This window comes from Pseudoalteromonas sp. ND6B, assembly GCF_000764215.1.
Taxonomy (GTDB): Bacteria; Pseudomonadota; Gammaproteobacteria; order Enterobacterales; family Alteromonadaceae; genus Pseudoalteromonas; species Pseudoalteromonas tetraodonis.
This window is the reverse complement of the sequence record NZ_JQFL01000058.1, coordinates 48,135-68,534: the sequence shown is the minus strand read 5'-3', so window position 1 is coordinate 68,534 and position 20,400 is coordinate 48,135. Positions and strand designations below refer to the sequence as shown.

General features: G+C 40.1%; 19 protein-coding genes. 5 read left to right on the top strand and 14 right to left on the bottom strand.

Annotated features, from left to right (window positions below; translation table 11 throughout):
• Positions 1-6 precede the first annotated feature (6 nt).
• The 12 genes from ND6B_RS05745 to murJ form a co-directional block, all read right to left on the bottom strand.
• On the bottom strand, positions 7-3,180 hold the full coding sequence (locus ND6B_RS05745) for a pilus assembly protein (RefSeq protein WP_033103851.1): 3,174 nt from the start codon (positions 3,178-3,180) through the stop codon (positions 7-9).
• Between the two features lies 1 nt (position 3,181).
• A complete protein-coding gene (locus tag ND6B_RS05750; protein WP_016899436.1) occupies positions 3,182-3,685 on the bottom strand; it encodes a hypothetical protein in 504 nt (167 codons plus the stop codon).
• The gene (locus tag ND6B_RS05755; RefSeq protein WP_013464477.1) at positions 3,673-4,671 is read right to left on the bottom strand and encodes a PilW family protein; all 999 of its coding nucleotides are present in this window, start codon (positions 4,669-4,671) and stop codon (positions 3,673-3,675) included. Before ND6B_RS05755 ends, ND6B_RS05750 begins: the two co-directional genes overlap by 13 nt.
• Position 4,672: 1 nt before the next feature.
• Positions 4,673-5,233 carry a type IV pilus modification protein PilV gene (pilV, locus tag ND6B_RS05760; protein WP_024602830.1) on the bottom strand — a complete coding sequence of 187 codons (561 nt, stop codon included), beginning with the start codon at positions 5,231-5,233 and terminating at the stop codon, positions 4,673-4,675.
• A gap of 114 nt (positions 5,234-5,347) precedes the next feature.
• Positions 5,348-6,052 carry a LytR/AlgR family response regulator transcription factor gene (locus ND6B_RS05765; RefSeq protein WP_024602831.1) on the bottom strand — a complete coding sequence of 235 codons (705 nt, stop codon included), beginning with the start codon at positions 6,050-6,052 and terminating at the stop codon, positions 5,348-5,350.
• Positions 6,049-7,083, bottom strand: a complete 1,035-nt coding sequence (locus tag ND6B_RS05770; RefSeq protein ID WP_013464474.1) for a sensor histidine kinase — start codon at positions 7,081-7,083, stop codon at positions 6,049-6,051. Before ND6B_RS05770 ends, ND6B_RS05765 begins: the two co-directional genes overlap by 4 nt.
• 30 nt (positions 7,084-7,113) lie before the next feature.
• Positions 7,114-8,043, bottom strand: coding sequence for a 4-hydroxy-3-methylbut-2-enyl diphosphate reductase (ispH, locus tag ND6B_RS05775; protein WP_013464473.1), 930 nt, complete (start codon positions 8,041-8,043; stop codon positions 7,114-7,116).
• The gene (fkpB, locus tag ND6B_RS05780) at positions 8,043-8,483 is read right to left on the bottom strand and encodes an FKBP-type peptidyl-prolyl cis-trans isomerase (protein WP_033103850.1); all 441 of its coding nucleotides are present in this window, start codon (positions 8,481-8,483) and stop codon (positions 8,043-8,045) included. Before fkpB ends, ispH begins: the two co-directional genes overlap by 1 nt.
• A complete protein-coding gene (lspA, locus tag ND6B_RS05785) occupies positions 8,480-8,980 on the bottom strand; it encodes a signal peptidase II (protein ID WP_013464471.1) in 501 nt (166 codons plus the stop codon). Before lspA ends, fkpB begins: the two co-directional genes overlap by 4 nt.
• A gap of 12 nt (positions 8,981-8,992) precedes the next feature.
• Entirely contained in the window at positions 8,993-11,821 is a 2,829-nt protein-coding gene (ileS, locus tag ND6B_RS05790) for an isoleucine--tRNA ligase (RefSeq protein ID WP_013464470.1), read from the bottom strand.
• Between the two features lie 29 nt (positions 11,822-11,850).
• Positions 11,851-12,777 carry a bifunctional riboflavin kinase/FAD synthetase gene (gene ribF, locus ND6B_RS05795; protein WP_024602833.1) on the bottom strand — a complete coding sequence of 309 codons (927 nt, stop codon included), beginning with the start codon at positions 12,775-12,777 and terminating at the stop codon, positions 11,851-11,853.
• Between the two features lie 74 nt (positions 12,778-12,851).
• Positions 12,852-14,390, bottom strand: a complete 1,539-nt coding sequence (gene murJ, locus ND6B_RS05800; RefSeq protein WP_033103915.1) for a murein biosynthesis integral membrane protein MurJ — start codon at positions 14,388-14,390, stop codon at positions 12,852-12,854.
• A gap of 295 nt (positions 14,391-14,685) precedes the next feature.
• On the opposite strand from murJ, the gene rpsT reads away from it, so the two are divergent.
• Positions 14,686-14,946: a 30S ribosomal protein S20 gene (rpsT, locus tag ND6B_RS05805; protein WP_033103849.1), complete on the top strand. Its 261-nt coding sequence runs from the start codon at positions 14,686-14,688 to the stop codon at positions 14,944-14,946.
• Positions 14,947-15,013: 67 nt separating this feature from the next.
• On the opposite strand, the gene ND6B_RS05810 is transcribed toward rpsT, so the two are convergent.
• Entirely contained in the window at positions 15,014-15,397 is a 384-nt protein-coding gene (locus ND6B_RS05810) for a response regulator (protein WP_008114419.1), read from the bottom strand.
• Positions 15,398-15,506: 109 nt separating this feature from the next.
• On the opposite strand from ND6B_RS05810, the gene ND6B_RS05815 reads away from it, so the two are divergent.
• The 3 genes from ND6B_RS05815 (at position 15,507) to smrA (ending at position 17,256) form a co-directional block, all read left to right on the top strand.
• Positions 15,507-15,926, top strand: coding sequence for a hypothetical protein (locus tag ND6B_RS05815; protein WP_033103914.1), 420 nt, complete (start codon positions 15,507-15,509; stop codon positions 15,924-15,926).
• A 106-nt stretch (positions 15,927-16,032) separates the two neighbouring features.
• A complete protein-coding gene (locus ND6B_RS05820) occupies positions 16,033-16,278 on the top strand; it encodes a hypothetical protein (RefSeq protein ID WP_013464466.1) in 246 nt (81 codons plus the stop codon).
• Between the two features lie 396 nt (positions 16,279-16,674).
• The gene (gene smrA / locus ND6B_RS05825) at positions 16,675-17,256 is read left to right on the top strand and encodes a DNA endonuclease SmrA (RefSeq protein WP_033103848.1); all 582 of its coding nucleotides are present in this window, start codon (positions 16,675-16,677) and stop codon (positions 17,254-17,256) included.
• A 257-nt stretch (positions 17,257-17,513) separates the two neighbouring features.
• On the opposite strand, the gene ND6B_RS05835 is transcribed toward smrA, so the two are convergent.
• Positions 17,514-18,434, bottom strand: a complete 921-nt coding sequence (locus tag ND6B_RS05835) for a 2-hydroxyacid dehydrogenase (RefSeq protein WP_024602837.1) — start codon at positions 18,432-18,434, stop codon at positions 17,514-17,516.
• 160 nt (positions 18,435-18,594) lie between these two features.
• Between ND6B_RS05835 and ND6B_RS05840 the strand changes: the two genes are divergently transcribed.
• Positions 18,595-20,325, top strand: coding sequence for a GNAT family N-acyltransferase (locus ND6B_RS05840; RefSeq protein WP_033103847.1), 1,731 nt, complete (start codon positions 18,595-18,597; stop codon positions 20,323-20,325).
• The last annotated feature ends 75 nt before the right edge of the window (positions 20,326-20,400 follow it).

Here is a 20,400-nt window from a genome sequence, read left to right as displayed (position 1 = left end):
CAGCCCTTAATTGTTGATCTCATCGTTTTCTTCACGCTTATAAATATATGTTTGCTGCGTTTTAAAACCAAAGCCAATGGGTTGTTTATCATTCACTAGCTTAATTTTACCATCTACCACTTTTAAGCCAGGTCCTGTAATTTCTATTGGCTTAAGTGGATTTTCAGCTTGTTCCCCTTTGATCCCAGGGCCAATTAGAAAAAACTGGCTCTCTTCGATAACATCTTCCTCTGGATTATCATCACATTTTCCATCATTGTTAGAATCAGCACAGGAATTAGTCGCACCAAAATAAAGCTGTGGTGTATCTGGCACATCATAACTGGTTGCAAATTTTAGTTGTTCATACACTTTAGTACCGTAATGCAAATGAAAAGCATAAAGTGCGCCGCCACCGCCACTTAAAGAACATTGATTCTCTACAACTTCATCAGATGCTGGCGTGAAAGAGGTAAAATAAGCAACCCCACCAACAACGGTAGCTGCAGCTAATGACTTTTCACCTTTCGCTAGCTCATAACGCCACCCTTTCTTTTTCGCCAGTTCAGCTTCAACAAGGGTGAAACCATCTAAGTCATCTAAAGTATTACCAAAGGGGTCACTATTCATCACCATTAAATCTGCAGGCACAATTGGCGCAGGAGCATTAGTTTTAAATGAACGCGTCAGAGTATTCTCATCACGGATCATAAACAATTGATCTTGCTCGTTTGTATTCGTTGGTTTTGAACGGTTACCGCTGCCAATAACAACTGCATCATAAGGAGTATCTAAACGAGTAATGACTTTATTACCATTAACCGTGGTCTCTGTTACTTTACTAAACAAAGTACGCGCAACCAATGGTTTATAAAAGAATCGTCTATCTTGAGTATCTTGATTACTACCTAGCTCTGCAAGTTTGAAATGGCTAAACTCACTGCTATCTTCTCCAGGCATATCAATTCGCCAAATATTACCACCGGTATCTGAGGCATAAATTCTGTCAATATAGCCATCATAATCTGAATCAAGCGTAGTTAAATCAGCAGCAATACTGTGTTTACCTTTAAAGCCATTACTGTCTGGGGTTAACGCCCAAACTAAGCTGCCTGTTTTTGCCTCAACAATATAAATACCACGCCCTTTTGAGTCCTCTGCTCTTATTGCCGCATCTTTATTTGTATCGTAACCCGCGCCAAACACAAGCAAAGGCTTATTACCAAAAGCTTTAATATAAGCTATTTGTGGCTTTGACCACGTTTGTGCCAATTCAGTAAAGTCGCCTTTACCCCCTTCAATTGGTTTGCTCCAAAGACGTTTTGGCTGATTAGGATTTGTAATATCTAAACCATAGTAGTTTTTACCACCACGGCGCATTCCAGCAAAAGCCCATACCTCGTCTCCTTTGCTAGCATCTATAATACCGTCATTCAAACCTTCACTATTTAAGCTTTTATTACTAAAGTAGACACTGATAGGGCCATCCATACCATATACTTTACTATCTGCTTGTTTATTTCTAAGTGGTTTAATAATGTCAAACAGTGCTGAAGGTATAAATGCCCAACTTTCACTTACAGTCTCACCGGCATCTTTAAACATATGTAAGAAGCCAGCATTTGTCCCTATGAGGATGCGAATATCATCATTACCATAATCAATTGCAATTGGTTTTGAATGCAAAGGATCACCAAATATATCAGCGCGTTGGTCTTGTGATGAGCCATCTTTGTCCTCATCATCAACATCTACTCCTCTTGCCCAATTAACATCTTGAGTGGATAAGGTCAGCGGGTTATTAACAATGCCACTGAGAATGTCACTAACAGCCGAAGTATCAAAACTAACAATCGAGCCTTGATTCTCCGTAAATAAATTACGAGCAAGTGGATCTATGGTGCTTAAATAATGGTTTACCCCCCCCTGAGCAACCGCGTTACCATCAGCGGGTTGGCCCGCAGGTAACCAAAATGTTTTTGCCTCTTTTGAAATTAAACCGTCACTATTAAGGGCTTGTTTGTTGGTTGCATCGACTATTTGGCTGCCCGATACCTTTAACTTTTTCAGGTTCCCACGCCAGCGCGCCCCGGTTTCTGGATAAAACATAGCAAAATAAATAGCATCACGACTTCGAGTTTGATCTACATTGTTACTCGCCACTGACGGCGATGAAAAACTGTCATTTACTTCACGAATACGAGAAATCGTATTTTTAAGTGCATCAGATAGTTGCGCAGCTGTATTCGCATGTAAGTATTGCCCACCACCGTAATCTGCAGTCTCAGTAAGTAAGTTTTTACCTGAGTCACTCATACCCGTACCAAAACCGATAGGAAATACACGTCCTATATCAAGTACGTTCTTAGTTTTGCTATACAAGTCAACTTTTACATCATCTGTACCGTGAATAATTTTTGCTAGCGCCGCCAAATAGCTGTTACTAACAGCAGGCGGATTACCAGAGAAATAACTATTATGAAGGTTGTATATATCATTATTTCTATTTGAATCGTTGGTTGGATCGCCATCTGTCATTAAAATAATATTAATACTGTTATCACACCTAAGTGGCTCGCCAGTAACAGGCGCAAAGGGTGATTTATAAACTCCTGATGATTCAGCTGTAAAATCTCGCTTATCAGTATTTCCCCCATAATATACGTTTTGTCCCGTGATATACAGGTAGGCTTCCCAGAGTGTTTCTGTTAATGGAGTTGAACCACTTGCAGGTAACTCTTCTACTTTATTTAGTAAAAATGACTTTTCAGCCCCTACTCTGGCTAAAACATACCCGCCATTGCTACCATTAAAGCGCATTAAACCAAATTCAATATCATCGTTATCGTTCACTAATTGGGTGATAGCATTTTGCGCAACTCTTAAGCGGCTATCACTACATGTGGGTTCATAATTGTAGTAACTAGTTCTTTTATAACATTGCTCATTTCGTTTATAACTGTCTTTACTTTCAAAGCAATCAACCTCGTAATAACTATTACCGCTTCTTTTATAACAGGCATCACCATCATTTACATCCCATGCCATACTTCCCGATGTATCAAAAATCATGATTACGCGAGGCTTTTCATTGGTTTGTACATTATGATTAACATACAGCTCTATATCTTCAGCGCCTGCTGACATGCTAAGCATTATTCCTATTAAAGAAATGAGTGCTTTATTTAGTATCAGTTTCATTTTAAATCCCCTTGCTTAGGCTAGCCATCTCTTGGGCTACGCCTGTCACAATTGTTAGTTGGTGCTTACTTTTAGAGCCATACTCAATAGTTGTTGAAACTTGTACCATGTTGCATGAGATCCCAGCTGTAAAACTAAAACGACGAGGACATTCTAAATCAAGCACGCCTTTATTTAAGTTAATCATTCTACTTTGCATATCATTATGTTCGGCTATAACCATGCCTTTTTCATTGCCAGACGCCATGGTAGTTACTTCCTCTGGCGTTAAGAAAAATTGATTTGTTGCACCATTGCTCGCTTCATCGGCAATCATGCGCTGCACTTCGCCGATAAGTTCATTTTCGGCAACTTCTCGCTCTTGTGCTGAATTAGTAATTTTAATATCTATACTACTGCTACTCATTAACGTCACTGCAATACCTGTAACGGCTATGACCATTATTAGTGCAGTGATAAGCACCACACCTTGCTGTTTATTTTTCATCGGGATTAAATACGCCATAAATTTGCTCCCACGTTATTTAAACGGATAGTTGTTGTGAATACAGTACGTCTAAAGTTATCTGAAAAAGTAAGGGTGCGTTTATTAGCATCTTCCCCTAATACATAGGTTTGGTTTTTGAGTGTAATACCTGGGTCAGGTTGCAGTGCTCTAATCAATAAAAAAACTTGTACCGTTAAAATACCTTTGCGGTTTTCCCAGTCTGTGGCTGTCATGTTATTAATGCTTTTATAGGTATCCACGCGACTGTCGGTGGTGGTATCTAAACCAAACACAAAACGCATATTCTCCACGCCTTCCATTATAGTTTCTGTATTCATAGAACCAGCTACTAAACGTTTTCGCATGAGTGCGGGTACAGTAATACTTTTATTATTGACTGTATAAGTTTGCTCAGCAATATAATAACTATGATGGCTATAAGGCCAAACACTGGCATTAACATTTAAACTATCAGGGTCGATAACACCTCGAACAAAGCGTGCATTTTCTTGCTCAGCAATAAAGTAATTCTCATCACTTTGCGTTTCATTAACACCTGCGGCATCAACTTCTAGTTGGTGACCTTGTAAAAACTTAACCTGTAAAATATCAGTACCCGCTAAAGGGTTATTAACACAATTAAGTTCACTTGAACTTGCCGCTGTTTTTGCATAAAGGGTTTTAAAATTACTGCTGCTGGTTAAATCAGGAAAGCTGCCATTGTTGAGACCTTCGAAGCAATCACCTGTAGGATTTGTTAATGATGATGTATTTATTGCAGTAAACGAATCATCATAAAATGTTCCCCAAAAGCCTACTTGTTCTATATCGCGTTGCATAATATTAATGGCTAATCGACCAGACTCTTGCAGCTCACCTATTGTCATCGTATCGCGGGTCGTCACTTTCATACCAATATAGGTAAACATTACGCCACCCAAAATTAATCCCCCTATAAATAAAGAGATCATCATTTCAATGAGTGTAAAACCAGCTTGCTTCATCTTAGCTCCTAACGTAAATGTAGCTAGTAAGTACAACTAAACGGCGCCTTTTATCTGCTACACCACAGCTAATTTTGCCTGTTGCCTCACTCGCCTTAAATTCTTGACGACCCTGCCAAGAAACAATGACCTCAATATTAAACGCCTTACCGCCAGAGCCTGCTACCGACTCTGGATTAATACATACGGTGGCACCATCAAGTGATCCCGTATTTTCGCGGGCACGAATAGCACGCTTCCACTGCTCTATATCTAAACTCGCAATTTGTGCATTACTGCATGAACTTGTAAAACAGGTTGTAGAGGAATTAATACTTGTCTCGCTGGTAAACTCAAGGTCGTATAATGTAGCTAGTTGCGATGTATCGTTAGCCCGAATACGTTGGATAATATCATTACCAAGCGCAACAGCAGCAGCACGTTGCATTGAATCAAAGCTTGCTTGTTTTGCTTTTGCTTGCAGGGCTACAGCCCCCAATAAACCAAAGCTAAGAATAATAAACGCAATCAGGACCTCAATAAGGGTAAAACCTTTTTGCAATTTAAACGTGCTCAAAGACATAGTAAAACCAAATAATAATTATCTGATACTAAGTGTATGCAATAAAAAAATAGATTCAACTAGGACCACGACCAACGGTTAATTATGTTGATAAGCGGTTAATAGGTCGGTGTGCTAAAGTACGCTTTTTACGCTTTTGAGCGCTCGACGACTAACAGCTAAAAAAGGTGAACACCCTTTGAGTTCAATAACATGTTGATGGTTTTTAAGTGTATGGAGTGCCAAAATTTTATTTTTATTCACTAAGGTATTTCGATGAATTCGCAATAAGTGACGAGGATATTGCATTTCAAGTTGCTTTAAACTGTCTTCAATTAGAGCCTCCCCACCATCGAACACAACTTTGGTATACTTTTCCTGTGCATAAAAATAAAAAACATTTTCTATTTTTATACTTCTTACGGTGCCTGCTAATTGATAGGTTATTTTTTCTGTTTGTTGTTGTTGCAGGTGTACTCTGTTTAAACGTCCTAACTGTTGTAATGCATGTTGCAAACTTTTTTCTGATATAGGTTTTACCAAATATCCGGCTGCATTTAACTGCATCGCATCAAGTGCATGCTCAGGATGAGCGGTTATAAAAATAATCGCCGGAGGTACCGCTAGATCATTGAGTTGATTGGCCACTTCGATGCCATTTAAGCCTGGCATATCAATATCTAAAAACACTAAATCAGGCTGCTGCTTTTTCATTTGTGTTAAAGCGTCATTGCCATTACTAGCCTCTCCTTGCACATGAATGGATGTATGGTTCTCAGCGAGTAAACGCTTCAATCGTGCCCTTGCTAAGGGTTCATCATCTACAATCAATACATTCATAACGTATTCTCTGCTTGTTTTGGGATGACTACTTTGACTCTAAATTGATTATCTTTATTGGTTATTGTCAGTTGCGCCCGACCTTTATAATAAATACTTAAACGAGAACGAATATTATCAAGAGCCATACCGTTATGCTCTCTAGTATTTTCAGTTTCAGTAGGTACAGGATTAGTTACAATTAAGGTTAAATAATGTGTTGTCACATGCAGTTCAATACTTATAGTAGCACCACTTTGGCTTGGCTCAATGCCATGACATACTGCGTTCTCTACCAAAGGTTGTAATGTTAGATATGGAATATATAGCGCAGGGAGATGTTCTGGTAATAACCACTCAACCTTTAAGCGCTCTGCAAAGCGCCATGATTCAAGCGCAATATACTGTTTAGTTAATGTTATTTCATCACTGAGTAATACACTTTGACCTGAACGCATTGCAGCTTGAGACAGCGCTGCTAGTGCTAAAATTGCATGCTCTGCAGCCTCAACGTCATGATGCGTTAATTCTGCCGCCGTATTCAAGCTATTATATAAAAAGTGGGGTCGGATCCGTGCCTGCAAAGCATCAAGTTCTGCACGAGAAAGTGCTTTGGTTTGCTGCTCTTTTTCAAAATGAATAAGCAAAAATTGTACAAACAGTAAGGTAAGCAAAAATACAATAATGCAATTACGCAGCACAAAAAACGTCAGTTGTTTTTCGTTTTCAATATCAAAAGCAATATGAGAAAACACCAGACTAAATACAGCAGTACTGAGACTATATGAAGCAATAAAAAAACTGATCTGAATAAACTGAGTCTGTTTTGCGAGTAATCGACGACAAAGATATAAAAAAGAGGTACTGACCAGCACAGTTACATGGAGAAACAAACTGATCGCCCCCAAATGCAGCCATATGTCATCGCCAGCATTAGGAGCAAAAGCTAATATAATAGCCACAACCTGTGTTACTACGAGGGATGCAAGCACACCACGCTCATTAAAAAGGGCCGAAAAAAGTAACGCATCTGGTGACAGTTGCTTACCCATTCGACCCTCCTTTTATGGTTTATCTCTAAATTAACGCAGCTCTACTGGTACAGCAAAAACAATGTTTTCTTCTTCACCAGGATTTTCTGTTACTTGGTTACCACCGAGCTCTTTTAAGCGGGTAATCACTTGCTGCACTAGCACTTCAGGTGCTGACGCGCCTGCGGTAACCCCCACACTATTGATACCATCAAACCATGACGCTTCAACATTGCTGGCATCGTCAATTAAGTACGCACGCGTACCCATTTTATCAGCTAGTTCTCGTAAACGATTGGAGTTAGAGCTATTTTTAGCGCCTACAACCAATAGCACATCGACTTTGTCTGCTAAATCACGTACTGCATCTTGACGGTTTTGAGTTGCATAACAAATATCATCTTTACGCGGACCATCAATAGCAGGAAACTTGCTGCGTAAGGCATCAATCACATCCGCAGTATCATCTACCGATAAGGTTGTTTGGCTGCAATAAAAAAGGTTATCTGCATTCTTAACATCAAGCTTTAACACGTCATCAACGGTTTCAACTAGGTAAATGCCACCTTGTTGATTGTCGTATTGACCCATAGTGCCCTCAACCTCGGGGTGTCCATGGTGACCAATTAAAATGCATTCAATGCCTTTTCTGCTGGCACGGGTAACTTCCATATGCACTTTAGTCACTAACGGGCAGGTTGCATCAAATACTTTAAGCTCACGGCGTTTTGCTTCACTGCGTACAGCCTGTGATACACCATGAGCACTAAATATAACAATACTGTCATCCGGTACCTGATCAAGCTCTTCAACAAACACAGCGCCGCGATTTTTTAAGCCATCAACCACATAACGATTGTGTACCACTTCATGGCGCACATAGATTGGTTTTTCAAAAATATCTAAAGCGCGCTCAACAATGCTAATTGCGCGGTCAACACCGGCGCAAAAGCCTCGTGGATTAGCTAATAATATTTCCATCAACCTTGCACCTCAATAATATCAACTTCAAACGTTAAGCGCTGGCCCGCTAATGGGTGATTAAAATCGATAGTAACTGACTCGCCTTGCACTTCACGCACCAAACCCGGAAGCTCGGTGCCATCAGGTTGAGTAAACGCAATAATAGCACCTACTTTAGCCGGCGTTTCTACACCAAACTTACTACGATCTACATAATAAATATTATCTGGGTTTGGTTGACCAAAGGCATCTTCCGGCTCAAGTTCAAATGTTTTGCTCTCACCGGCCGTTAGGCCAAGTAAACATTTTTCAAAATTAGCGGTTAAGCTGCCATCACCCATAGTGAGCTTAGCCGGCTTGTTATGCACTTTCGTTGAGTCAGCGGCAGAGCCATCTTCTAGTTTAATAGAAAAATGAAAAATAACTTCTGAGTTTTCACCAATTACAGCTTGGCTCATGCTTTATGCTCCTTTGGATTTTCGCCGGTAAAGGCGTCAAATAGTAATAATGCAGCACCAATACAAATAGCGCAGTCTGCAATATTAAATACGGGAAAATGTGAGTCTTCGTAAAACACATGTAAAAAATCAATAACGTAACCATAAGCAATGCGGTCGTACAAGTTACCAATAGCACCGGCTAAAACTAACGAGTAAGCACCACATAATACTTTATTAGACGCTGGAAGACGTTTTAACCACCACACCAACAAACAACTAATCGCGATTGCTATTGCACTTAAAAACCAACGCTGCCAGCCACCCGCTTCGCTTAAAAAGCTATAGGCTGCACCGTAGTTATGTACATAAGTGATGCTAAAAACAGGCAGTAAATTAATTGACTCACCATAAGCCATGGTGTTTACAACCAGTGTTTTACTGGCAAAGTCTATTACAAGCAGTAATAGACTCAACCAAAGCCACACTAAACCACTTTTTTGGGTTAGTTTGCTCACTAAAAACAACTCCTAAGCGAATTGACGCTTTTCACCTTCACCGTCAACGTTACTTACACAACGACCACAAATTTCGGGATGAGCAGGCTCAACACCTACATCTTCACTGTAATGCCAACAACGTTCACACTTTTTAGCATCTGTTGCTGATACGCTAATGTATAAGCCATCAATTTCAGTAGTTTGTGAATCTGCAGGTTGACTGTCTACCTCGGTAACGTTAACCGCAGAGGTTAACAACACAAAACGTAGCTCATCGCCTAACGCCGCAAGTTTTGCTGCAAGCTCTTTGCTGGCAAACAGGTTTACGGTTGCTTGTAATGTTGCGCCAATCACATCTTCTTTACGTGCAGCTTCTAACAGACGGTTCACTTCGTCACGCACATTTAAAATAGCTTGCCAGTCTTCATTACTAAACTTGGTCGTTGTTGGTGCTTGTAATCCCTCATACCATGTTGAAGTAAATACATAGTCACTGCGCTCACCTGGAAGTGCTTCCCAAATTTCTTGCGCTGTAAAGCTCATGATTGGCGCCATCCAGCGAGTCATAGCTTCAGCAATATGATAAAGCGCTGTTTGACAAGAACGACGTGCATGGCTGTCGCTTTTTGCCGTGTACTGACGGTCTTTTATAACGTCTAAGTAGAACGAACCAAGCTCACCGGTACAGAAGTTCATTAGCTTTTGCGTTACTAATAGCATTTGGTAGCTATCGTAAGCCGCTAAAATATCATCTTGTAACTGTGCTGCGCGCCCTACAATCCACTTATCAAGCTCAACCATATCATCAACAGCAACTTGATCCGTTTTTGGATCAAAACCACTTAGGTTAGCAAGTAAGTAACGGCTGGTGTTACGAATACGACGGTAACGATCTGCCGAACGTTTGAATATTTCATCGGATACGGTCATTTCTGCTGTGTAATCAGTTGATGCTACCCATAAACGTAAAATATCAGCGCCCAGTTTATTCATCACATTTTGTGGCGAAATAACATTGCCTAATGACTTAGACATTTTGCGGCCGTTTTCATCAACCGTAAAGCCATGCGTAAGCACTTGCTTGTATGGTGCATGACCATTAATTGCCACTGAAGTCATCATTGATGACATAAACCAACCACGGTGTTGATCAGAACCTTCAAGGTATAAATCTGCAGGACCAACTAAATCTTCACGCGCATCAACAACACAGGCATGAGTCACACCTGAGTCAAACCACACATCTAGCGTGTCTTGTACTTTCATGTACTGTTTAGCGTCTTCTTCACCTAGCAAAGTAGCAGGCTCTAGGTCATACCATGCTTGAATACCTGATTTTTCCACAAGTACTGCAGCTTGTTCAATCAGCTCTTGAGTATTTGGGTGTAATGCACCCGTGTCTTTATCAACAAACAATGCAATAGGTACACCCCACGTACGTTGACGCGAAATACACCAATCAGGGCGGCCTTCAACCATGTTGGCAATACGGCTTTCGCCCCATTCAGGTAACCATTGAGTATTTTTAATTTCAGCCAGTGAATCTTTGCGTAAGTTAGCCTGATCCATGCTAACAAACCATTGTGGTGTGGCACGGAAGATAATAGGCGTTTTATGGCGCCAACAATGTGGGTAGCTGTGAGTTAATGCATGATGATGCATTAAGGCATTATTTTCTTTTAATACCTCAATTACACTCGCATTGGCTTTAAACACATGTTGACCGGCAAATAATTCAGTGTCAGGTAAGTACACTCCGTTTGCGCCAACTGGGTTAGCCACTTCAAGATTATACTCAAGGCCTGCCACGAAATCTTCTTGACCATGACCAGGTGCAGTATGCACAACACCCGTACCAGAATCTGTGGTTACGTGTTCAGCTACAATAACCGGTACGTTAAAGTCGTAAAATGGGTGTGCAACGTTTAAGTTTTCAAGTGCTGCACCTTTAACATAGCCAAGGATATGGAAGTGGTTAAAGCCAAAACGATCCATCGCATCTTTAACAAGCTCAGAACCTAAAATCAGACGCTGCTGAGCACCTTCATCGTCTACTTGTACTAGCGCGTATTCTAAATCAGCATGCACAGCAACCGCACGGTTAGCTGGCAAAGTCCACGGTGTCGTAGTCCAAATAACAGTCCCTACACTGCCAGTGCCTTGATGGCCATCAGCCAAGTTAAACGCATTTACTACTGCGTCTTGATCAGCAAAAGTAAAACGTACATCGATAGCTGGCGATTGTTTATCTTGGTATTCAACTTCTGCTTCTGCTAATGCAGAGCCACAATCTGTACACCAATGCACAGGTTTTGCGCCTTTATGTAGATGGCCATTTTTTATAATGCGACCTAGTACACGAATTGCATTGGCTTCAAAGTCAAAGTTCATGGTTAAGTAAGGCTTATCCCAATCACCAAAAACGCCTAAACGTTTAAAGTCTACTTTTTGGCCTTCCACTTGCTTTTTAGCATAGGCACGACATTTTTCGCGAAATTCTGCAGCAGTTACCTTAACACCGGGTTTACCGACTTTTTTCTCAACCATTAACTCGATTGGTAAACCATGGCAGTCCCAACCCGGTACGTATGGCGCATCGAAGTCTGATAAGGTTTTAGACTTAACAATAATATCTTTTAATATTTTATTTACTGAATGGCCTAAATGGATATCGCCGTTTGCATACGGAGGGCCGTCATGCAAAATGAAAGTTTTTTTACCTTTCTTTGCGCTGCGAATTTGACCATACAGGTCGTCTTCATACCATGCTTTAAGCATTTTTGGTTCACGTTGTGCCAAATTGCCACGCATTGGAAACATTGTTTCCGGTAAATTCAAAGTATGTTTGTAGTCGCTCATTAATCCTACTTTCCGTCTCTATCGGCTACCTAATTTAAACCAAAACACTGCTTAGCGGCGGCAACATCGGTTGCTATTTGTGCCGTCAGTTGTGTTAATGTCTCGAATTTTTTCTCGTTGCGAAGTTTTTCAATCAACTCCACATGCATAAATTGTCCATAAATATCTTGTGCAAAATCAAAAAGGTGTACTTCTAATAAGGCACGAGTTCCATTAAATGTGGGTTTGTTTCCAATGTTAGCCACCCCAAAAACGTGTTTTCCTGCGATCATTACTTGAACCGCAAATACGCCATTAACCGGACAAACTTGACGCTTTAGGGCAATATTTGCCGTTCTAAAACCTAGTTCTCGGCCTTTTTTCCAGCCGTGAATAACACGCCCAGATATCGCATAATTATGCCCAAGCATGACTTTGGCACTAACCAAGTCACCCTCAGCAAGCGCTTCTCGTATTAAGGTACTGCTTACTCTAGCATTTAATTGCCTAAAGCTGGCAGTGCTTTTAACACTCATTCCCGCTTGAGTACCCATATTAGCCAATAGGCTAAAATTTCCTTGGCGCTGTTTACCAAATCTAAAATCATCGCCAACCGTTAATGCTTTAACGCCCAGCTTTTTAATTAAAATATCGCTCACAAACTGCTCTGCATGCATATTTGCAAACGCTTGATTAAAGCTAATACAAATAACGCGCTCAATCCCCAAGTTACTCAATAGACGAAGTTTATCACGCAGTCGAGTAAGCCTAGCCGGGGCATTGTTTTTTGCAAAAAACTCTTGTGGCTGAGGCTCAAATAACATTACAGTGCTGGGTAAATTATTTTCTTTGGCATCCGCTAACAGCCCTTTTAATACGGCAGCATGACCCAAATGAACACCATCAAAATTACCAATGGTTAGCACACAACCAAAGTGTTGTGGGCGTATATTGTGTATACCTCTAATTAACTCCATGCCACCTAATGCCTTTTTCAGCGAGCGATAAAATGCGACCTTGGGTCGCAGAGTGTCCGATTATAATCTTTTTTTTAATTTGATTCAGTAATTGCTACACTTTTTATCGTATTTAGTCTAACACCCATCAAAAACAACATAAAAAAGTAACTAACAACCGCAATAATTAATAACACAACCAACAACATAACTTGTTCACTAAAGTGCCAGCTAGGCCAATCATAGTGTCTACTGGTAAACCACACTAGTGCGCCCATCGTCACACTCGCCAGCAAACATTTCAAAGTGAAGTAGCCACTCATGCTGGAAAACTGATAAACATTCTCTTTTTTAAGCTGTCGGTACAGTAAGTAGGCATTACAACTAGCCGACATAGAGGTTGCCAGGGCTAAGCCTAAATAGCCAATAAAGGGCGCCAGCATAATATTAAACACCATGTTAAGCACCAAAGTGACAATACCAATGCGCACCGGTGTTTTCGTATCTTGGCGAGAATAAAACCCAGGCGCCAACACTTTAATTAACATAAAACTGACTAATCCCACCGAGTAGGCAACCACCCCTAAGCTCACTGCCTTAACGTGATCAATACCAGCCTCTTTAAACGCGCCGTGATCAAACAGCACGGTAATAATCAACGGGCTAATAATCATCAACCCTATCATGGCCGGGAGCCCTAAAAAAATCACAAATCGCACTCCCCAATCTAGGGTATGTTGAAAGTCGCTACTTTTTTTACTGCTGTGTAATTTTGATAGCGCAGGTAAAATAACCGTCGCAATACCAATACCAAATAAACCAAGTGGGAATTCAATCAGTCTATCTGAGTAATACAGCCAAGCGATAGAGCCTGTCATCAATAATGAAGCTATTACCGTATCGAGTAATAAGTTAATTTGACTAATTGATACACCAAATAACGCTGGGAGCATTAATTTACGCACTTTTTTAACATTTTCGTCTTGCCAACCCCATCGCGGGCGCGCCAACATTTTTGCTTTATATAAAAACGGCAGTTGAAATAATAGCTGTACCACGCCCCCTAAAAATACGCCTATTGCTAATGCATATGCACCAACAGAAAATTGGTCATGCAATAAAATGGCACAACCAATAATAGAAACATTAAGTAATACGGGAGTAAATGCGGCAACTGCAAAACGGTTGTACACATTCATTACTGCGCCACTAAGCGCCACTAAGCTTACAAAAAATAAATAAGGAAAGGTCAGCTTTAATAGTGAACTGGCAAGCTCAAACTTTTCTGCGTCAGGGCCACCTTGCCACCAATCAATAAACCAACCAGTACCAAATAAAGCGGCGATAACGGGGGATGCAACAACACCAAAAAGCGTAACGAGTAGTAAAATTGTGCCGAGTGTACCTGCCGCCTGCGCAACAAATATTCTGACTTTATCATCGCCTTGTTGTTCTTTGATTTCACTTAATACAGGTACAAACGCCTGTGCAAAAGCCCCTTCAGCAAATAAACGGCGTAAAAAATTTGGAATACGGTTTGCAAATAAAAACACATCGGCAGCAGCCCCTGCCCCCAACAAGTTAGCAACAACAGCATCACGCACTAGCCCTAAAATACGCGAGATCATTGTCATTGCACTTACAATCATCCCGGAACGAAACAAACCTTTTGACACTATAAATCCATATTAAAAATCAGCAATTAAGTTAATTATGCCATAGTCTTTTTTATAAATCGCTTTAAAGCACTAGGCTCGAACCCCTTGCTTTGTTACAATAGCGCCATTAACTGCTAAAGCGGCAAATTGATGTTCGTTATAAGGAGCAGTTTTTCTTGGATTGTTAAAATTAAATTGACATTCATGATAAAAACAGGCATATTCCACGGCCTTTAATTTAAGCTTTATTTAAGATTGTTAGGAGCAAACCTTGGCTAACATCAAGTCTGCAAAAAAACGCGCTATCACAAGCGAAAAAAACCGTCAGCACAACGCAAGCCGTCGTTCAATGATGCGTACTTACTTCAAAAAAGTAATCGTAGCTATTGAAGCTGGCGATAAAGAAACTGCACAGCAAGCTTTTTCTGTTGCTACACCTATCCTAGACCGTTACGCAACTAAGGGTCTAATCCACAAAAACAAAGCTGCTCGTCATAAGAGCCGTTTAGCTGCTAAAATTAAAGCGCTATAATTTGTTTTTGCAAGATTAAAAAAACCGGCTTTTGCCGGTTTTTTTTTACCCAAAATAAATACGCTTTTTAAACGTTATCGAGCTCTGGATAAAACTTTTTCAGCATCGCCGCAATTTTCTTCGGAGAAAATGGCTTAACCACAAATCCTTTTGCCCCTCTATCTATTGCATCCTTCACATTTTCAACGCCTGAATGCGCCGACACCATCACCACGTTTGTCTCTGGTGATAACTCATTTATCTGCGCAATAAGCTCTTTACCATCGCCGTCAGGTAGCTCTATATCTAAAAATATAATGTTAAAGTTTGCTGCACGGCATTCACTTATGCACTGCGCGGCCGTAGACGCTTCTTTTACATTCTCTATCCCTAAATGCATCAATGTTTGACTTAGAAAGCTACGCACCGTGCTAACATCATCAACTATTAAAATAGATAGCTGCGTATTCATATATAATCCTTATAGGCTAAAAGCCGTGTCTGCGAAATTGGTGATTTGCTTAAAATACAAATATTTACTTTATTATAGAGAGCTAAGCCAAAAAGGCCAGATTTGCTTTATGTCGAAAAATACAAAAAAGAGTCGTCGCAAAAAAAATAAAGCGGCCTATGTTAAACCAATACTTAGTAACAAGCCTGCAAACCTTGGCTTACAATTAAACCCGCGCGCAGTAAGTGTAAAACGTGGCGCCAAACTAACCGCATTTTTTATTTTCACGATATTATTACTTATATTTGTTTTAGCGCCAAAGCCTAGTTTACTCACCTATAAAAAATCAGCCATGGTTAGCAAAAGTATTTATTGGCCAGGGCTATTTGCCAATAAACCAAAGCTACTGGATTCAACGCTGCACCCTAGACTAGATAAGCATCGCAGAACACTATACCTCTGTGTAGATCTTCAGCAACCACAAAGCTGCCAAAAATATCATGTTATTGCTGAAGAGGGATTATTTTCGGTATTAATGACCCACCTTTAGCATTAAAAAAACTAATCTGAAAATTTAAAATTACTTGGTTGAAAGCTGTGCAAAAGATCAACATAATGGCGCTCCTTTTTTCAACAACTGAACTATTGAAACGACCATGCTAAACGAGCTAGATTGGCTTTTAAATACATTACTACTTGCACTAGGTTTAGGTGCATTCTTTATCAACCAACTGACACTGCTTCGCGTTGCTGCGATTAGTGCGTGTGGTTTGTTATTCCTATCATTTAGCTTAGATCTTATGTCGTCGAGTATTATTTCAAATATGAGTTTAGTGTTGATCAACACATTTTACTTGTTCAAAGTTTATACGTTTGGGCAATTTAGCGTATCTCAGCATTAATTACTTCCCCTTAGAATATTTTATAGCCCAGTTTTTCTGGGCTTTTTTTTGCTGCAGCTTTAAAGATCTTGGGTCTTAGTTTGAACTAAGTTAAAATTTATCTCGTAATAGGGTCTGTTGACCTTTCAAGGTTAAATTTGCAGCAGTCTGTTTGGTATTTAGGCAAGGCAGAGCCTATGTGGTGTGGTTATTCCCCATAGATAGGTGATAACGCAGCATCAATGCCAAACAGGCGCTGCCCTTTGGGTTCTACCTAGGGGCGATTTACTCTTTGTTGCTCGGTTTTTACTTAGCCCACTAGGTTACAAACCTCGCGCCGCGATTAAACCGCCCCTAGCTTGAACAAATTTTAATCCGCAAAGGTCAACAGACCCTTGCCTAATTTGAGATAAGCCCATGCCATTGTCAGATTTCGATTTATTCTTATCTTCTATGGAAGATGTTACCCCCATAACGCATGACACTGTGACCTTACCACCTAAAAACCATAAAGCGGTCATCGCCCAGCAAGAAAAAAATAAAGCAGCACAATCAGATTTAGTCTCTGAACAGTTCAATCCGTTGGATGAACCACTTGAATTACTCGATCCACTTGCCATATTAAGCTTTAAAAAAGAGGGCGTACAAAGCGCGGTTTTTAAAAATTTAAGATTAGCGAAATATCAGCTTGATGCGACGCTTGATTTACATGGGCAACTTTTAAAAAATGCACACGCATCATTATTAGCCTTTGTTCAAGACTGCCATCAGCGAAATATAAGAATGGTACTCGTTCGCCATGGCATAGGTATTAAAAATAAAACCAAGCCAGGGATATTAAAAAGTTACGTAAATCAGTGGTTACAAACAATTCCATGCGTTTTAGCGTTTCATACTGCACTTAGGCAGCATGGAGGAAGTGGTGCGACGTATGTTTTATTGAAGAAAAGTGATGATAAAAAGCATCAAAACAGAGAAATACACAGCAAGCGTAGCTAAATCTTGCTGTGAAAATAAGGGTCAGATCAGCAGCGCTGCCGCATTGGCTTGATTAAACCAGGCAGATATTCCTAATATAATGATAGATACAACCACGATGCTAATTTTTGCGCCCCCTTGATTGGGTTTCATAATTCATCCTATTTTTTTATTATTGTTAGAACTGTTTTTAACAATAATAAAAATTACAAATGTTAACAAGCTGTTTCTGTTAAAAATTAAACAAATTTTAATCCTTGAAGGCCAACAACTGCCAATTAATAACCTTGCTGCTTATCAATGCAATTTATTAATGGCTGTTTCGCTTTTAAACGCAAAATGTTTTCTGCTATTTGTTCAATAACACTATCCAGATCTGACAACGCAGCACAGTGCGGTGTTAAAGTAATACCTGGATGCAACCAATAAGGGTGTTCGCTTGGTAGTGGTTCACTGGCAAACACATCAAGCGTTGCTGCGCGTATACGTGTATTGTTAAGTGCATCAAGTAAATCAGCTTCTACTATATGCCCACCTCTGGCCACATTAATCACCACAGCATGTTCAGGCAGTTGCTCAAGTAACTGTTTATTAATAATGCCTTGGGTACTGCTGGTAAGCGGTAATAAACATACTAAATAATCGGTTTGCGCAAGCATCTGTGTTAAGCCGTCATCACCATGATAGAGTGTCGCAATGTTTGATGTTTTAGGGCTTCGGCTCCAAGCATTTACGTTAAAACCGTTATTAACCAGCCTATGTGCACATGCTTGACCTAGTTCGCCAAACCCTAAAATGCTTACTTGATTATGTTTATGCGCTCTTTTAGGTTTCCATATACTTTGCTGTTGCTTTATTGCATATTCTTTTAATCGCAATTTTTGTGCTAATACATGGGTAAGTACGTATTCAGCCATATCGTTGGCTAACTGTTTATCAACAATACGCACGACCTCTACATCCGCAGGTAATAAACTTAAATCAATGCTATCAACGCCAGCGCCAAATGATGACACAGCCTTTAGGTTTGGTAACGTGGGCCACAGTGATGCAGGCGCATTCCACGCTAAAACGAACTCTACACTCTCTAAATTTTGGCAATCATCAAGTTCTTCAATTCGAATACTAGGCAATCGTGATTGCATTTTTGCTATTAATTTTGTGTTGTCCCGGCCTGTTATAGCCACCAAAACTGACATGATGATTCCTTAAAAAGTAACCCTGAATAATAGTACTGATATGGTTCAATTCAATAGTATGTAAACGGTTTTAAAAAGTCACACAACTGACCGCGTATTGTCATATCCGCACTCTAAGCTAAACATATTGGCTTTAGCCTAGTATAAAAAAGAGGTGCGTATGATCAGTGTAGATAAAGTAATTGCGACTAACTTACCACAGTTAACTAACTCATTTAAAATAAAAAAACTGGTAAAAAAGAGCCTTAGCTACTTATTACATGAACAAGAGTTTACAAACTTTGCAACAACTTATCCTCATCTTCAAGGAATAGAATTTGTCGAGCAAGTACTTGATGAACTTGATTTTGACACTCGATACAAAGCAAAACAAATAGAAAATATTCCCAGTGAAGGGAAAATTGTCATTATTGCTAATCATCCAATTGGATCCTTAGATGCGCTTGCATTAATTAATGTGTTATCGACGGTGCGTGCCGATTTAAAAGTCGTGGCTAACCGAATGCTAATGACCGTTGATGCAATGCATTCATTATTACTACCCGTTGATAATTTGTCGGGGCAAAGTAAAAAACAAGAGCTTAGTAATATCCACCAGCATTTAAAAAATGAAGGAGCATTACTTATTTTCCCTGCGGGTGAAGTTTCTCGACTTCGACCAACAGGGATCAAAGACTGTAAATGGAACAGCGGGTTTTTACGTATCGCTAAAAAAGCCAATAGCCCAATTTTACCCATACATATAAAAGCCAGAAACAGCCCGCTTTTTTACGGTGCCTCTATGCTATATAAACCGCTTGCCAGTTTATTACTAGTCAAAGAAATGTTTAAACAGCGCCAAAAATCGCTCGAATTTGAAATAGGCGCCTCCATTGCTCCTGAATCTTATTTAATACCCGATTTAAAAGACAAGGAAGTGGTCGAGCTTATACGAAAACAGCTGTACCGTTTAACCACTAAAAAAACACTGCCACTAAAAACTCATGCCCCTATTGCCTCACCAGAGTGTAAAAAAGAATTAAAAAAAGCCATCGAAAGCTGTGAACATTTAGGTAAAACCAGTGATGGCATGGTTATTTATTTATACCAATACCAAGGCAGCTCACCGTTATTTCGTGAACTTGGCCGCTTACGGGAAATTGCCTTTCGTGCAGTAGGTGAAGGCAGTGGCAATCGCCGTGATATAGACAAATACGACATGCATTATCAACACTTAGTCTTATGGGATGCACAATCACTCGAACTAGTTGGCGCTTACAGATTAGCCTGCGCGCAGGATGTGATTGAACAGCACTCTCAACGTGGGCTTTATACCGATAGCTTATTTAATTATACCCAAGAGATGACGCCATACTTCAAGCAAGGCATAGAATTAGGCCGTAGTTTTGTACAACCCAAATACTGGGGAAGAAAAAGCCTCGACTATTTATGGTATGGCATTGGTGCCTTTATTAACCGCTACCCTCAGTATCGTTACTTATTTGGTGCCGTGAGTGTGTCAAACGCACTGCCAGAGCAAGCAAAATCCTTACTGGTACATTATTATCAGCACTATTATGGCTCTGAAAAGTCACTCGCAACGCCTAACAATGCTTTTCGTCATACCCGTGAGCAGCAGATTCAATGCACTAATTTGTTTATGGGTAACAACATCAAAGAAGACTTTGTAGAACTTAAACACATACTGGCTAATATGGGCACCCATGTACCCACACTATTTAAACAATACACCGAGCTATGTGAGCCAAATGGGGTAACGTTTTTAAGTTTTAGTATTGATCCGCAATTTAATAATTGTATTGATGGATTGGTATTGGTCGACCTTGAGAAAGTAAAACCGAGTAAAGCAAAACGCTATTTGGGAGCGCAAGACACCGCCTCACTAAACTAAGCTTTGCCGTTAAAATATTAACTTAAGCGCCTAAGCTTGGGCGCTTAAACTTAAATACTTAAACTTAGGCAATTT